Source organism: Streptomyces sp. NPDC006512, assembly GCF_040611935.1.
In the GTDB taxonomy this organism is placed as follows: domain Bacteria; phylum Actinomycetota; class Actinomycetes; order Streptomycetales; family Streptomycetaceae; genus Streptomyces.
Window position 1 is genome coordinate 13,804 of the sequence record NZ_JBEXPG010000016.1, and the last position, 17,059, is coordinate 30,862.

General features: G+C 71.7%; 1 protein-coding gene. It reads right to left on the reverse strand.

Annotated elements, in window-relative coordinates; genetic code table 11:
* Positions 1 to 107: 107 nt before the first annotated feature.
* Positions 108 to 17,021, reverse strand: coding sequence for a type I polyketide synthase (locus tag ABZZ17_RS13935; RefSeq protein WP_356875490.1), 16,914 nt, complete (start codon positions 17,019 to 17,021; stop codon positions 108 to 110).
* Between the last annotated feature and the right edge of the window lie 38 nt (positions 17,022 to 17,059).

Sequence of the window (17,059 nt, forward strand, 5' to 3'; positions counted from 1 at the left end):
ACTTCGGGCCCCGTCCCCCCAGGACCTGGGACGGCGACCGCACCGGGCCGGGCCCCACCCCTCACAGGGGTGGGGCCCGGCCCGGTGTCGCCGGTCCCCTGCCGCCGTCAGGGGCGGGAGTCCAGCCACTGCTCGACGGCTCGCGCGGTCGTCGGCGCGTGCTGCTCCATCACGGTGAAGTGGTTGCCGGGAACGTCCACGACCGTGTGCTCCAGATCCCAGTAGGACCGCCAGTCGCCGTCCGTGGAGCGGGTCCAGTCGAAGAACCGCTCCCCGGCCCGGACCAGCAGCGTGGGCGCCTTCACGGCTTCCGGCTTCCAGCCGGCGAACAGCCGGAAGTACGCGCCCATCGCGAGCAGCCGGTTGTCGTCCACCGGGACGTAGCTTTCCTGGCGTTCGTCCACCCCCTTCGACAGGCCGGGCTGGATGCCCATGATGGCGTCGTCGTCGTGGGAGTAGATGTCGACCAGCACCACGGCCTCCGGGAAGACCCCGGCGCTCTCCAGCCTCCCGGCCACCGCGTGGGCGAGCATGCCGCCCGAGGAGTGTCCGAACAGGACGAACGGCGCCCCGTCGGCGTGCTTGAGGACGGCCTCGGCCTGCGCCTCGATCACCGCGTCGGGGGTCGCGGGCAGTTGTTCGCCGCGCAGGAAGCCGGGGGCCGCCATCGCGTGGATGTCCCGCCGGCCGCGGAACGCGGACGCGAACCGCGCGTACTGGTGCGGGCCGGAGATCGACAGGATCGAGGAGAAGCAGACCAGTCCGGGACCCGTGTCGCCGCGCGAGAGGCGCACCAGGCCGGGTGCCTTGCGCAGCTCGGCCGCCGAGGCGAACGAGGGCCGGAACCGCGAGGCCTGCATGAGGAGTTCCGTGAACTGGCCGGCCGTGCCCTGCGTTCCGGCCTCCTGGAGCATGGCTCCGAGGAGCCCGTCGGCCCCGTCCGGTTCCGCCTCGGCGCCGGCTCCGGCCCGGCCGCCGCGGGCCGCGGCGAGCTCGGCGCGCAGCCGTCCGGCGACCAGGAGCGGGGTCGGGTGGTCGAAGAGCAGGGTCGCGGGCAGCCGCAGTCCCGTCGCCGCGTTCAGCTGGTTGCGCAGTTCGACCGCGGTCAGCGAGTCCAGGCCCAGTTCCAGGAACTCCTGGGACTCGCCCACCGCGTCGGGCGACGGGTAGGCCAGTACTGCGGCGGCCTGGGCCCGCACCACCTCCAGGAGCACCCGCTCCTGCTCCTCCTCCGGCAGGGCGGACAGGCCCGCCAGCCGTCGCGCGGCAGCGGACGCGGCCGCGTCGGCGGCGCCTCCGGCGGCCTTCCGCAACCCGCCGCGCACCAGCCCCCGGAAGACGGCCGGGAGTGCTCCGGCATCGGCCTGGGCCCGCAGCGGGGCGGTGTCCAGCCTGATGGCGACGAACACACCGCCGTCGGGTGCGGAGCCCGCGTCGCCGTCGGGGCCCGCGGCCGTCAGCGCGCACGCCGTGTCGAAGAGGGCGAGGCCCTCCGCGGAGGTGAGCGGGGCCAGTCCGGCGCGCGCCATCCGCTGGAGGTCGGCGTCGGTGAGCTCGCCGGTCATCTCGCTGCGCTGTTCCCACAGCCCCCAGGCCAGCGACAGGGCGGGCAGGCCCGCCGCGCGCCGGTCCTGGGCCAGGGCGTCGAGGAAGGCGTTGGCCGCCGCGTAGTTGGCCTGTCCGGGGCTGCCGAGCGTGCCGGCCGCCGAGGAGAACAGGACGAACGCCCCGAGGTCCAGGTCCCTGGTCAGTTCGTGCAGGTGGTGGGCCGCATCAACCTTCGGCCGCAGGACCGTGTCGATCCGCTCGGGGGTCAGAGAGGGTACGAGTCCGTCGTCGAGGTGGCCCGCCGTGTGGATGACGGCGGTGAGCGGGTGCTCGACCGGGACGCCCGCCAGGAGTGCCGACAGGGCCTTCCGGTCGGAGGCGTCGCAGGCGACGACAGCCGCCTCGGCGCCCAGCCCGGCGAGTTCCGCGACGAGTTCCGCGGCGCCTTCGGCGCGCGGTCCGCGCCTGCTGGTCAGCAGCAGGTGCCGCACTCCCCGCTCGGTCACCAGGTGCCGGGCCAGCAGGCTACCGAGGACTCCGGTGCCGCCGGTGATGAGGACGGTGCCGTCCGGGTCCAGCGCGGGGGCCGCCGCGGGCCGGTCCGCCGCTTCGTGGGCGGGGCCGTCCGCCGCGGGGCGTACTGCGGGGACCCTTGCCAGCCGGGCGGCGTGCAGGGCTCCGCCGCGGACGGCGAGCTGGGGTTCCCCGCTCGCCACCGCCGCGGCGAGCAGCGCGCCGAGGTCCACCGGAGCGTCCTCGGGCGCGCCGGTGCCGTGTTCGGGGTCGACGTCGGGGGCGAGGTCGGTGTCGGGGTCGGTGTCGGGGTCGGTGTCGGGGTCGAGGTCGAGGAGCAGGATCCGTCCGGGATTCTCCGACTGCGCGGAGCGCAGCAGCCCCCAGACGGCCGCGTGCGCCAGGTCCGGTACGCCGTCACCCGGCCGTACCTCGACCGCCCCGCGGGTGACCACCGCCAGGCGTGCTCCGGCGAGGGACTCCTCGGCCAGCCAGGTCTGTACGAGCTCCAGGGCGTCGCGGGCCGCCCGCCGGGCGGCCTGCGCGGTGTCCGCGGCGTGCTGCCCGCCGAGGGCGGAGCAGGAGACCAGGACGGTGTCGGGCACCGGCTTGCCGGCGAGCACCGTGTCCGCGAGCGCGTCCACGTCCCCGTAGGCGTCGGCCGGGATGCCCGCCGCGCGCAGCGTGGCTTCGAGACCGAGGGGGTCGGACCCGATCACGGACCAACGCCCGCTCGGTGCGGGGAGGTTACCGGTGAGCGCGGGCCACTCCAGTCGGAACAGCGACTCGTGGAACGCGGGCCCGGCCGTCCGCAGGCGGGCCGGGTCGATCGCCCTCAGCAGCAACGACTCCACCGAGAGGACCGGTTCGCCGCGCTCGTCGAACGCCGCGAGGGACACGGCGCCGGATCCCGCCGGAGCCAGCCGCACCCGCAGCGAGCCCGCACCGACGGCGTGCAGGCCCACGCCGGTGAAGGAGAACGGCAGGCGGATCCCGCCGTCCTCGCTCGCCTCGTCGCCGCCGGTCGTGAGGAAGGAGCCCAGGGCGAGGCCGTGCAGGCCCGCGTCGAGCAGCGCCGGGTGCACGCCGAAGTGCGCCGCGTCGGCCTGGGGGCCGTCGGACAGGGCCAGTTCGGCGAACAGTTCGTCGCCGAGCCGCCATGCGCCCCGCAGGTTCCGGAAGGCCGGACCGTACGCGTACCCGAGGGCGGCGAACCCGTCGTACAGATCGGCCACGTCGAGCTGTTCGGCCCCCGTCGGAGGCCAGGCCTCCGAGCCGGTCGCCGGCGGCGGGGTCACCGCGTCGACGGCGCCGAGCACCCCGCTGGCGTGCCGGGTCCAGGACTCGTCCCGGTTCGGATCGGCCTCGCCGCCGCCGGACTCCGCACGCGAGTGCACGTGCAGCAGGCGCCGTCCCGCTTCGTCGCGGGCGGCCACCGACAGGCGTAGTTGGAGCGCACCCTGTTCGGGCAGCACCAGCGGTGCCTCCAGGGTGAGTTCCTCCAGGAAGGCGGTGCCGGCCCGCTGACCGGCGTGCAGCGCGAGCTCCACGAAGGCGGTGCCGGGCAGCAGTACGGCGTCCGCGGCCCGGTGGTCGGCCAGCCAGGGGTGGGTCTGGAGCGACAGGCGTCCCGTGAACAGGAACCCGTCCGAGTCGGGCAGTTCGACGGCCGCCCCCAGCAGCGGGTGCCCGGCCGGACCCAGCCCGGCGGACGCCACGTCCCCGACCGGGGACACCGGTACCTCGATCCAGTACCGGTCGTGCTGGAAGGCGTACGTGGGCAGGTCGACGCGCCGGGCGCCCGTGGCGGCGAAGACGGCGTCCCAGTCCACGGTGACACCACGGACGTAGGCCTCGCCCAGGGACAGCCAGAACCGCTCCAGGCCCCCCTCGTTACGGCGCAGCGAACCGAGGACCGCCGCCTCACGGCCCGCGTCCTCGACGGTTTCCTGCATGCCGACGGTGAGGACGGGGTGGGGACTGGACTCGATGAACACGCCGAAGCCCTGGTCGAGGAGGGTGCGGGTGGCGTCCTCCAGTTCCACCGTCCGGCGGAGGTTCCGGAACCAGTAGGCGCCGTCCAGCTCGGGCCCCTTGACCCACTCGCCCGTGACGGTCGAGAGGAACGGCACCTCGGCCGCCCGGGGGCTGATGGGTGCCAGCAGTTCGTCGAGTTCCTCGCGGAGCAGCTCGACCTGCGCGGAGTGCGAGGCGTAGTCAACCGCGATCCGCTTGGCACGTATCCCGTCCACCTCGCAGGCGTCCAGGAACTCCTCCAGGGCCTCCACCTCGCCCGAGACGACGACCGAGGAAGGACCGTTGACGGCGGCGACCGAGATCCGCTCCTCACCCCAGGGCGCGATCCGCTCCCGGACATCGACGGCCGGCAGGGGCACGGACACCATGCCGCCGAGACCGGCCAGCACCCGCCCGATCGCCTGACTCCGCAGAGCCACCACCCGGGCCGCGTCCTCCAACGACAGGATCCCGGCGACGCAGGCGGCAGCGATCTCGCCCTGCGAATGCCCGATCACCGCACCCGGACGCACACCCGCCGCACGCCACACCTCGGCCAGGGACACCATCACCGCGAACAGCGCAGGCTGCACCACATCCACCCGGTCCAACGACGGCGCACCCTCGGCCCCACGCAGTACCTCCACCAACGACCAGTCGGTGAAGGGTTCTAGGGCCTTCGCACACTCGTCGATCCGCGCTTCGAACACGGGTGAGGTGTCCAGCAACGCGGCAGCCATACCCACCCACTGCGAACCCTGGCCCGGGAACACGAACGCGGTCTTTCCGCCGCCCGTGGAGCCGCGTACCAGTCCAGCGGCCGCAGCCTCGTCCTCGAGTGCGGTCAAGCCCCGCAGGAGTTCCTCGTGGTCCGCAGCCACGATCACGGCACGGTGGTCGAACGCGGCACGGGTCGTGGCCAGCGAATACGCGACGTCGCCCGTCGCGAGCTCGGCCGCGTCCGCCAGGTGGGCCCGCAGCCGGGCCGCCTGGCCGCGCAGTGCGTCCGCCGACTTCGCCGAGAGGACGTACGGCAGTACGGACGACGGAACCGGCTCGGTGTTCCGTGCGGGCGCGAACTCCGGCTCTTCCGGGGCCTGTTCGATGATCGTGTGGGCGTTGGTGCCGCTGATTCCGAAGGAGGAGACGGCGGCGCGGCGCGGGCGGCCGGTCTCCGGCCAGGGAGTGGCGGCTTCGAGCAGGGAGACGGCTCCCGCCGACCAGTCGACGTGCGGGGTCGGCTCGTCCACGTGCAGGGTCTTCGGAAGCACCCCGTGCCGTATCGCCTGGACCATCTTGATGACACCCGCAACGCCGGCCGCGGCCTGGGTGTGGCCCATGTTCGACTTGATGGAGCCGAGCAGGAGCGGCTGCTCGGCGGGATGTTCCTGCCCGTACGTCGCCAGCAGCGCCTGGGCTTCGATCGGGTCTCCGAGGGTCGTGCCAGTGCCGTGCGCCTCGACCACGTCCACTTCAGCGGCGGTGAGGCGGGCATTGGCGAGGGCCTGGCGGATCACGCGCTGCTGGGACGGGCCGTTGGGGGCCGTCAGGCCGTTGCTGGCGCCGTCCTGGTTGATCGCCGAGCCCCGGAGGACGGCCAGGACCGGGTGGCCCTTGGCGCGGGCGTCCGACAGCCGCTCCACGAGGAGCATGCCGACACCCTCACCCCATGCCGTCCCATCGGCCGCGGCGGCGAACGGCTTGCAACGGCCGTCACTCGCCAGCCCGCGCTGGATGCTGAAGGCGACGAAGGTACCGGGGGTTGCCATGACGGTGACGCCGCCGGCGAGTGCGAGATCGCATTCGCCGCTGCGGAGTGCCTGGGCGGCCAGGTGGAGTGTGACGAGGGAAGACGAGCAGGCGGTGTCGACGGTGACGGCCGGGCCTTCGAGACCGAAGGTGTAGGAGACGCGTCCTGAGGCGACACTGCCCGAGCTGGAGGTGCCCATGTAGCCTTCGAGGCCTTCGGGTGCCCGGTGGAGAAGAGTGCCGTAGTCGTTGTACATGACACCGGCGAACACACCCGTCCGGCTGCCCCGCACGGTCGCCGGGTCGATCCCGGCCCGCTCGAACGCCTCCCACGAGGTTTCCAACAGGAGCCGCTGCTGCGGGTCGGTCGCGAGGGCCTCGCGCGGGGAGATCCCGAAGAACGTCGGATCGAAGTGGTGCGCGTCGTACAGGAATCCGCCCGTGGGGCTGTATCCGGTCCCCTGACCATCCGAACCGGGCATGAGGCCGTCGAGGTCCCAGCCGCGGTCCTCCGGCATACCGGCGATCGCGTCCCTGCCCTCCAGTACGAGACTCCACAGGTCCTCGGGAGAGCGGATACCGCCGGGGAACCGGCAGGCCATGGACACGATCGCGATCGGCTCGTCATCGCGTGCCCCGGCGGCAACCGGAGCCGCGGCTGCGGACGCTTCTTGGCTGCCGAGGAGCTCTGCGAGCAGGAACTCCGACAGGGCGGTGGGGGTCGGGTAGTCGAAGACGAGGGTGGCGGGCAAGCGTACGCCGGTGACGCCGCCGAGGCGGTTGCGGAGTTCGACGGCGGTCAGGGAGTCGAATCCGACCTCGCTGAACGACCGTGCCGGATCCACCGCTTCGGGCCCGGCAAAGCCCAGGACCGCAGCCACCTGACCGCGCACCAACGCCAGTACTGCACCCGGCTGTTCTTCCCGAGCCAGCGCGGCAACCTGCCGGGCGAAGGCACCACCGGCGGCACCACCCCGGGCCGCACGACGTACCGGCATCCGCACCAGCCCGGACAGCAGCGGCGGAAGCATCCCGCTGCCGGCCTGGGCCCGCAGTGCGGCGAGGTCGAGCTTCACCGGTACGAGGAGTGACTGCCCGGAGGCCGAGGCGGCATCGAACAACGCCACCCCCTCGCCTGCGGACAGGGCGTTCACACCGCCACGGCCCAGACGCGACACGTCCTCGGCATCCAGGGCATTCCCCATACCGCCGGCTTCGGCCCACAGGCCCCAAGCCAGGGACGTACCCGTCAGGCCCTCAGCCCTGCGGTGAGCGGCGAGGGCGTCGAGGAAGGTGTTCGCCGCCGCGTAGTTGGCCTGCCCCGCGCCACCGAACACACCGGCGGCGGAGGAGAACAGCACGAACGCCGACAGATCGAGATCCCGGGTCAGTTCGTGGAGGTTCCAGGCCGCGTCCACCTTCGGACGCAGGACTGCCGACAGCCGCTCGGCGGTGAGCGAACCGACCACACCGTCATCCAGCACACCAGCCGTGTGCACCACAGCCGACAGCGGACGGTCAGCGGGAACGTTCGCCAGTACGGCCTTCAAGGATTCCCTGTCGGCCACATCACACGCCGCCCACGACACCTCGGCACCCAAAGCCAACAGCTCAGCCGTCAGCCCCGAATCGCCCTCACCACGACGGCTCACCAGCAACAGGCGGCGCACACCGTGCTCAGCGACCAGATGACGCGCGAACAGCCCGCCCAGCGAACCACTCGCACCCGTCACCAACACCGTGCCGTCGGCATCCCAGGCGGCAGCCAGCTCATCGGCCGAGAGCACCGCACGTGCCAGCCTAGGCACCAGAACAGCGCCACCCCGGACCGCCACCTCGGACTCACCCGAAGCCAGCGCAACCGAAAGCCCGGACTCCACCTCACCGTCCGCGTCGAGGTCGACCAGGACGAACCGGCCCGGATTCTCCGACTGCGCCGACCGCACCAGGCCCCACACCGCAGCATGCACCAGATCCGAGACGCCCTCGCCCGGCCGAGCGCCAACCGCACCCCGCGTCAAGAACACCAGACGCGCATCCACGAACCGGTCATCCGCCAACCACCCCTGGACCAGCTCCAGCACACGAGCCGTAGCCCCATGCACCGCACCCGCCACGTCATCAACAGCCGGCCCGACACACGGCACCACCACCACCGGCGGAACCACACCAGGCACATCCGCCAGCGACGACACGTCCTCACCGAGCATCAGCCAGTCGTCGAAGGACTCCCCCGACGCCGCCGATGCCAACTCGGTCCACTCCACACGGAACAGGGAATCGCGCAGACCACCCGCCTGCTGACCGAGTTGCTCGGGCGAGAACGCACGCAGCGCAAGCGAATCCACGAAGGCCACCGGAACACCGTCGACGTCGGCGATCTCCAGCCGCACCGCATCCCGACCGACCCCGGAAAGCCGCACCCGCAAGGTATCCGCACCCACCGAATACACCGACACACCCGACCACGAAAACGGCAGCCTCGCCGCACCCGAATCCTCCACCAGCGAACCCAGACCGATCGCATGCAGCACCGAATCAAGAAGCGCCGGATGGATCGCGAACTGCTCAACCCCCGGACCCGACACCTCCCCCAGACTCACCTCGGCGAACACCTCATCGCCCCGCCGCCACACCGCACGCAACCCCTGGAACCCCGGCCCGTACCCGAACCCGGAATCCGCAAGACCCTCGTACAGGCCCTCCACCGACACCGCGTCCGCACCAGCCGGAGGCCACTCGGCCAAACCGAACTCCGGCGAAACCACCGCCTCATCCGCCAACACCGCAGTCGCGTTCCGCACCCACGGCTCACCCTCATCCGCACGGTCATCACGCGAATGGAAGACAACAGACCGCCGACCCGACACATCAGGCGCCGCAACCGCAATCTGAAGCTCCACCCCACCGTCCTCCGGCAGCACCAACGGCGCAGCCAGCGTCAGCTCATCCACCAGAGCACAACCGACCTGCTCACCCGCCCGCAACGCAAGCTCCACGAAAGCCGTACCCGGAAGCAGTACGGATCCCATAACCATGTGGTCCGCGAGCCAAGGGTGGGTCGCCAACGACAGCCGCCCCGTGAGGAGCAGCCCTTCCGCATCGGCCAGGGCCACCGAGGCGCCCAGCAGCGGGTGATCGGCGGACCTGAATCCCGCGGTGGTGACGTCCCCGCCGAACGCGCTGATGTCGAGCCAGTACCGCTGGTGCTGGAAGGCGTACGTGGGCAGGTCGACGGTTCGTGCACCCGTGCCGGCGAAGTACGCCTCCCAGTCCACGGTCGCGCCGTGGCTGTGGGCGTGGGCGAGGGCGGTGTTCAGGGTTTCGGGTTCGGCGCGGCCGGCCCGGAGGGCGGGCGCGAAGCGGGCGTTCGCGGTGGTGTCCTCGGTCAGGGTCAGGCAGTCCTGGGCCATCGCCGAGAGGACGCCGTCGGGGCCGAGTTCGAGGTACGTCGTCACGCCGGCGGCTTCCAGCGTGCGGACACCGTCGAGGAAACGGACCGCTTCGCGGACGTGCCGGACCCAGAACTCCGCCGAACCCATCTCGTCCGACACCAGGGCACCGGTCAGGTTCGACACGACCGGGATGCGCGGAGCGGCGAAGGACAGTCCCTCCAGCACCCGCCGGAAGTCGTCCAGCATGCCGTCCATGTGCGGCGAGTGGAAGGCGTGGCTGACCGTGAGGCGCTTGCTCTTGCGGTCGGGGAACGACCCCAAGACCGCCATCGCCGCGTCCTCGTCACCGGCGATCACCACCCCACGCGGGCCGTTGACCGCGGCCACACTCACCCGGTCCGTCAACAGCGGCAGGACCTCATCCTCGGAAGCCTGGAGGGCGATCATCACACCGCCGGAGGGCAGCGCCTGCATGAGATGGCCGCGGGCCGCGACCAGCACGCACGCGCCCTCCAGGGACAGCACGCCCGCCACGTGCGCCGCGGCGATCTCGCCGATCGAATGCCCGGACAGGAAGTCCGGCCGCACGCCCCACGACTCCAGCAGGCGGAACAGGGCGACTTGGATCGCGAACAGCGCCGGCTGGGCGTGTTCCGTGCGGTCCAGCAGACCGGCGTCTGCTCCGAACACCACATCCATCAGTGGCAGTTCGGGGGCGAATCGCGCACACACCTCGTCCAGGGCGGAGGCGAACACCGGGTAGGTGTCGTACAGTTCCCGGCCCATGCCCGGGCGCTGGCTGCCCTGCCCCGTGAACAGGAAGGCCAGCTTTCCGGCCCCGGCCGCGCCCACGACGCCCTGGGTGATCCCGGCAGGGGCCGGATCGCCGCTCTCCAGCGCGGTCAGGCCGCGCAGCAGCTCCTCCCGGTCCCCCGCCACGAGCACCGCACGGTGGTCGAACGCGGCACGCGCCGTGGCCAGTGAACGGGCCACATCCGCCGATCCGGCGTCGGGCGTGCCCTCCAGGTGGGCCCGCAGACGGGCCGCCTGGTCCCGCAGCGCGTCTGCGGACTTCGCGGACAGCACGTACGGCAGCACCGGCAGCACCGGCCGGACGGACTCCGCAGCCGGCGCGCCGGGCTCGTCCGGGGCCTGCTCGATGATGGTGTGGGCGTTGGTGCCGCTGATGCCGAACGACGACACGCCCGCGCGCCGCGGGCGGCCGGTCTCGGGCCACGGAACCGACTCCGTGAGCAGCGACACCGCGCCGTCCGCCCAGTCGACGTGGGGGGTGGGCTGGTCCACGTGCAAGGTCTGGGGCAGGATGCCGTGGCGCATGGCCTGGACCATCTTGATGATGCCCGCGACACCGGCGGCGGCCTGGGTGTGTCCCATGTTCGACTTGATGGAACCGAGCAGGAGCGGCTGGTCGGCCGGGCGTTCCTGCCCGTACGTGGCCAGCAGTGCCTGGGCTTCGATCGGGTCGCCCAGGGTCGTGCCGGTGCCGTGCGCCTCGACCACGTCCACCTCGGCGGCCGACAGGCCGGCGTTGGCGAGGGCCTGGCGGATCACACGCTGCTGGGACGGGCCATTGGGCGCGGTCAGGCCGTTGCTGGCGCCGTCCTGGTTGATCGCCGAGCCCCGGAGGACGGCCAGGACCGGGTGGCCCTTGGCGCGGGCGTCCGAGAGCCGCTCCACGAGGAGCATGCCGACACCCTCACCCCAAGCGGTGCCATCGGCGGCGGCCGCGAAGGGCTTGCAACGGCCGTCGGTCGCGAGACCGCGCTGTCGGCTGAAGGCGATGAACGTTCCCGGGGTGGCCATGACGGTGACGCCGCCGGCCAGTGCGAGATCGCATTCGCCGCTGCGGAGTGCCTGGGCAGCCAGGTGGAGCGTGACGAGAGAAGACGAGCAGGCCGTGTCGACGGTGACGGCCGGACCTTCGAGACCGAAGGTGTAGGAGACGCGTCCCGAGGCGACACTGCCCGAGCTGGAAGTGCCCATGTAGCCTTCGAGGCCCTCGGGTGCCCGGTGGAGAAGCGTGCCGTAGTCGTTGTACATGACACCGGCGAACACACCGGTCCGGCTGCCCCGCACGGTCGCCGGGTCGATCCCGGCCCGCTCGAACGCCTCCCACGAGGTCTCCAGCAACAGCCGCTGCTGCGGGTCGGTCGCGAGGGCCTCGCGCGGGGAGATCCCGAAGAACGTCGGATCGAAGTGGTGCGCGTCGTACAGGAATCCGCCGGTCGTGCTGTAGCTGGTCCCCTGACGGTCGGGATCGGGGTCGAAGAGGCCGTCGAGGTCCCAGCCGCGGTCTTCCGGCATGCCGGCGATCGCGTCCCTGCCCTCCAGTACGAGGCTCCACAGGTCCTCGGGAGAGCGGACACCGCCGGGGAACCGACAGGCCATTGCGACGATCGCGATCGGCTCGTCATCGTGAAGGGTGGAGGCGACCGCAGTGGCGGCCGCCTCCTGACCGCCGAGCAGTTCCGCGTGGAGGTACTCCGACAGGGCGATGGGGGTCGGGTAGTCGAAGACGAGGGTGGCGGGCAGGCGCACACCCGTGATCGCTCCGAGTCGGTTGCGGAGTTCGACGGCGGTCAGGGAGTCAAAGCCGACCTCGCTGAACGAGCGCGCCGGATCCACCGCTTCGGGCCCGGCGAAACCGAGGACCGCAGCCACCTGACCGCGCACCAACGCCAGTACTGCACCCGGTTGTTCGTCCCGAGCCAGCGCGGCAACCTGCCGGGCGAAGGCACCACCGGCGGCACCACCCCGGGCCGCACGACGTGCCGGCATCCGCACCAGGCCGGACAGCAGCGGCGGAAGCATCCCGCTCCCCGCCTGGGCCCGCAGTGCAGCGAGGTCCAGCTTCACCGGTACGAGAAGCGGGTCGTTCGTGCGCGCGGCCGCGTCGAAGAGCGCGAGGCCGGTCTCCGGCGAAAGCGCGTTCACACCACCACGGCCCAGACGCGACACGTCCTCAGCGCCCAGCGCGTCACCCATACCGCCGACTTCGGCCCACAGACCCCAGGCCAGGGAGGTACCCGTCAGACCCTCAGCCCTGCGGTGGGCGGCGAGGGCGTCCAGGAAGGTGTTCGCCGCCGCATAGTTGGCCTGACCGGCGCCACCGAACACACCGGCGGCCGAAGAGAACAGCACGAACGCCGACAGATCGAGATCCCGGGTCAGTTCGTGGAGGTTCCAGGCCGCGTCCACCTTCGGACGCAGAACAGCCGACAGCCGCTCGGCGGTGAGCGAACCGACCACACCGTCATCCAGCACACCGGCCGTGTGCACCACAGCCGACAACGGGTGCTCCACCGGAACACCGGCCAGTACGGCCGCGAGAGCCTCACGGTCGGCCACATCACACGCCGCCCACGACACCTCGGCACCCAAAGCCAACAGCTCAGCCGTCAGCCCCGAATCACCCTCACCACGACGGCTCACCAGCAACAGACGCCGCACACCGTGCTCGGTCACCAGATGACGCGCGAACAGCCCGCCCAGCGAACCACTCGCGCCCGTCACCAACACCGTGCCCTCGGCACCCCACCCGACAGCCGGCTCATCAGCGGAGACCACCGCACGCGCCAGCCGCGGCACCAGAACAGCGCCACCCCGGACCGCCACCTCGGACTCACCCGAAGCCAGCGCAACCGACAGACCCGACTCCAGCTCACCCTCGACGTCGACCAGGACGAACCGGCCCGGATTCTCCGACTGCGCCGACCGCACCAGGCCCCACACCGCAGCATGCACCAGATCCGAGACGCCCTCGCCCGGCCGGGCGGCAACCGCACCCCGCGTCAAGAACACCAGACGCGCATCCACGAACCGGTCATCCGCCAACCACCCCTGGACCAGCTCCAGCACACGAGCCGTAGCCGCATGCACCGTACCGGCCACATCTTCCGGGTCGGTCGGCTCCACACACGGCACGACCAACGTCGCCGGTATCGCGCCGCCCTCGGCGACAGCCATGCCCAGGCCGGCGAGGTCCGCGGCTGCCTGCGCATCGTCGCCCAGCATCAGCCAGTCGTCGAAGGACTCCCCCGACGCCGCCGACGCCAACTCGGTCCACTCCACACGGAACAAGGAGTCACGAAGACCACCGGCCTGCTGACCGAGCTGCTCGGGCGAGAACGCACGCAGCGCAAGCGAATCCACGAAAGCCACCGGAACACCGTCGACGTCGGCGATCTCCAGCCGCACCGCATCCCGACCGGCCCGGGAAAGCCGCACCCGCAAGGTGTCCGCACCCACCGAATACACCGACACACCCGACCACGAGAACGGCAGCCTCGCCGCACCCGAATCCTCCACCAGCGAACCCAGACCGATCGCATGCAGCACCGAATCAAGAAGCGCCGGATGAATCGCGAACTGCTCAACCCCCGGACCCGACACCTCCCCCAGACTCACCTCGGCGAACACCTCATCGCCCCGCCGCCACACCGCACGCAGCCCCTGGAACCCCGGCCCGTACCCGAACCCGGAATCCGCAAGACCCTCGTACAGGCCCTCCACCGACACCGCGTCCGCACCAGCCGGAGGCCACTCAGCCAAACCGAACTCCGGCGAAACCACCGCCTCGTCCGCCAACACCGCGGTCGCGTTCCGCACCCACGGCTCACCCTCATCCGCACGGTCATCACGCGAATGGAAGACAACAGACCGCCGACCCGACACATCAGGCGCCGCAACCGCAATCTGAAGCTCCACTCCACCGTCCTCCGGCAGCACCAACGGCGCAGCCAGCGTCAGCTCATCCACCAGAGCACAACCGACCTGCTCACCCGCCCGCAGCGCAAGCTCCACGAAAGCCGTACCGGGCACGAGGGCGGAACCCATCACACGGTGGTCAGCGAGCCAGGGGTGGGTCGCCAGCGACAGCCGGCCGGTGAGGAGCAGCCCTTCCGCGTCGGCCAAGGCTACCGAGGCGCCTAGCAGGGGGTGATCGGCGGACCTGAGGCCCGCGGTGGTGACGTCCCCGCCGAGGGTGCCGGCGTCGAGCCAGTAGTGCTCGCGCTGGAAGGCGTAGGTGGGCAGGTCCACGTGCTCGGCGCCGGTGTCGGAGTGGTACGCGTGCCAGTCGACGGCGGTGCCTCGGACGTGGGCCAGGGCGAGGGCCGTGGTGACGGTCCGCGGCTCGGGGCGGGCGTGGCGGAGCATCGGGGCGAAGGCCGCGGAGCCGGGTTCGCCGGTGAGGCAGGCCTCCGCCAGCGCGGAGAGGACGCCGTCGGGGCCGAGTTCGAGGTACGTCGTCACGCCGGCGGCTTCCAGCGTGCGGACACCGTCGAGGAAACGGACCGCTTCGCGGACGTGCCGGACCCAGAACTCCGCCGAACCCATCTCGTCGGACACCAGGGCACCGGTCAGGTTCGACACGACCGGGATGCGCGGAGCACCGTACGTCAGTTCCTGCGCGATCTCGCGGAAGTCGTCGAGCATGCCGTCCATGTGCGGCGAGTGGAAAGCGTGGCTGACGGTGAGGCGCTTGCTCTTGCGGTCGGGGAACGACCCCGCGACCGCCATCGCCGCATCCTCGTCACCGGCGATGACCACCGCACGCGGGCCGTTGACCGCGGCCACACTCACCCGGCCCGTCAGCAGCGGCAGGACCTCATCCTCGGAAGCCTGGAGGGCGATCATCGCGCCGCCGGCCGGGAGCGCCTGCATCAACCGGCCGCGCGCCGCGACCAGCACGCACGCGTCGTCCAGCGAGAGGACCCCGGCCACGTGGGCGGCCGCGATCTCGCCGATCGAGTGCCCGGACAGGAAGTCGGGCTTCACGCCCCAGGACTCCAGCAGCCGGAACAGGGCTACCTCGACGGCGAACAGCGCCGGCTGCGTGTACTCCGTCCGGTCCAGCAGCTGCGCGTCGGAGCCGAACAGTACCTCTCGCAGGGGCAGTTCGAGGGCGAAGCGTGTGCACACCTCGTCGAGCGCCGCGGCGAACACCGGGTAGGCGTCGTACAGTTCCCGGCCCGTGCCCAGGCGCTGGCTGCCCTGCCCCGTGAACAGGAAGGCCACCTTGCCCCGGGCTCCGGTCTCACCCCGTACGACGTGCGAGGCGGTGGCGTCGTCGGAGGCCAGGGCCGCGAGGTCGGCGAGGGCCTCCTCCCGGTCTCCGGCCACGACGACGGCACGGTGTTCGAGGGAGGCGCGGCCGGTGGCCAGCGAGCGGCTGATGTCCACGGCCGTCTGGTCGGGGTGGGCGCGCAGGTGGGTGAGCAGGCGGTCGGCCTGGGCCCGCAGGGCCTCTTCCGTGCGGGCCGAGACGGGCCACGGCACGACCGGAGGCACGACGGTCCGTCGCTGCGGGGCGGCCTCGGGGGCGGTTCCTTCCGCGTCCACGTCTGCGCCCGGATCCGCATCCCTATCCGTATCGGAGGGGCCGGCGGGCGTCGCCGGCGGGGCCTGCTCGATGATCGTGTGCGCGTTGGTGCCGCTGATGCCGAACGACGATACTGCGGCGCGCCGGGGCCGGCCGGTCTCCGGCCATTCCATGGTCCGGCGCAGCAGCGATACGGCGCCGGCGGACCAGTCGACCTTGGTCGACGGTTCGTCCACGTGCAGGGTCTTCGGGATCCGGCCGTGCCGGATCGCCATGACCATCTTGATGATGCCCGCGACACCGGCGGCGGCCTGTGTGTGACCGATGTTCGACTTGACCGAGCCCAGCCAGAGCGGGCTGTCCTCGGTGTGCTCCCTGCCGTACGTCGCGAGCAGGGCCTGGGCTTCGATCGGGTCGCCCAGGGTCGTGCCGGTGCCGTGCGCCTCGACGACGTCGATGTCGGCCGCGGTGAGCCGGGCGTCGTGCAGGGCCTGGCGGATGACGCGCTGCTGGGAGGGGCCGTTCGGGGCGGTCAGGCCGTTGCTGGCGCCGTCCTGGTTGACGGCGGACCCGCGGACGACGGCCAGGATGCGGTGTCCGTTGCGCTGGGCGTCGGACAGCCGCTCTACGAGGAGCATGCCCGCGCCCTCGCCCCATCCGGTGCCCTCCGCGGCGTCCGCGAAGGACTTGCAGCGGCCGTCGAAGGACAGGCCGCGCTGCTTGCTGAACTCGGTGAAGGTGCCGGGTGTCGGCATGACGGTGACGCCGCCGGCGAGGGCGAGCGAGCACTCGCCCTTGCGGAGGGCCTGCATGGCCAGGTGCAGTGTGACGAGGGAGGACGAGCAGGCCGTGTCGACGGTGAGCGCCGGGCCTTCCAGGCCGAACGTGTACGAGACGCGGCCGGAGGCGATGCTGCTGGAGCCGCCGGTGCCGAGGTAGCCCTCGACTTCCGGAGGTACGGCACGCAGACGCGACGCGTAGTCGTGGTACATGACGCCCGTGAACACGCCGGTCCGGCTGCCGCGCACCGAGGTGGGGTCGATGCCTGCCCGTTCGAAGGCCTCCCAGGAGGTCTCCAGCAGCAGCCGCTGCTGCGGATCCATCGCCACGGCCTCGCGGGGCGAGATCCCGAAGAACTCCGGGTCGAACCGGTTGGCGGAGTGGAGGAAGCCGCCTTCCTGCACGTAGCTGGTGCCCCGGCCGTCCGGGTCCTCGTCGAACAGTTGCCCCGTGTCCCAGCCCCGGTCGGTCGGGAAGGCGGAGATGGCGTCGGTTTCCTCGGAGACCAGCCGCCACAGGTCCTCGGGGGACTCGACGTCTCCCGGGTAGCGGCAGCTCATCCCGATGATCGCGATCGGCTCCTGCTCCTCGGACTCGACCTCCTGGAGCCGGCGGCGCGTCTCGTGGAGATCGGCCGTCACCCGCTTCAGGAAATACCGGAGCTTTTCCTCGTTCATGCCTTCATCCCTCGTGCAGAAACCTGAAAGTCAGAGTG

Bases quoted from the DNA above. Each gene is read 5' to 3' on its own strand.
- ABZZ17_RS13935 (WP_356875490.1), bottom strand. From the start codon at position 17,021: ATGAACGAGGAAAAGCTCCGGTATTTCCTGAAGCGGGTGACGGCCGAT.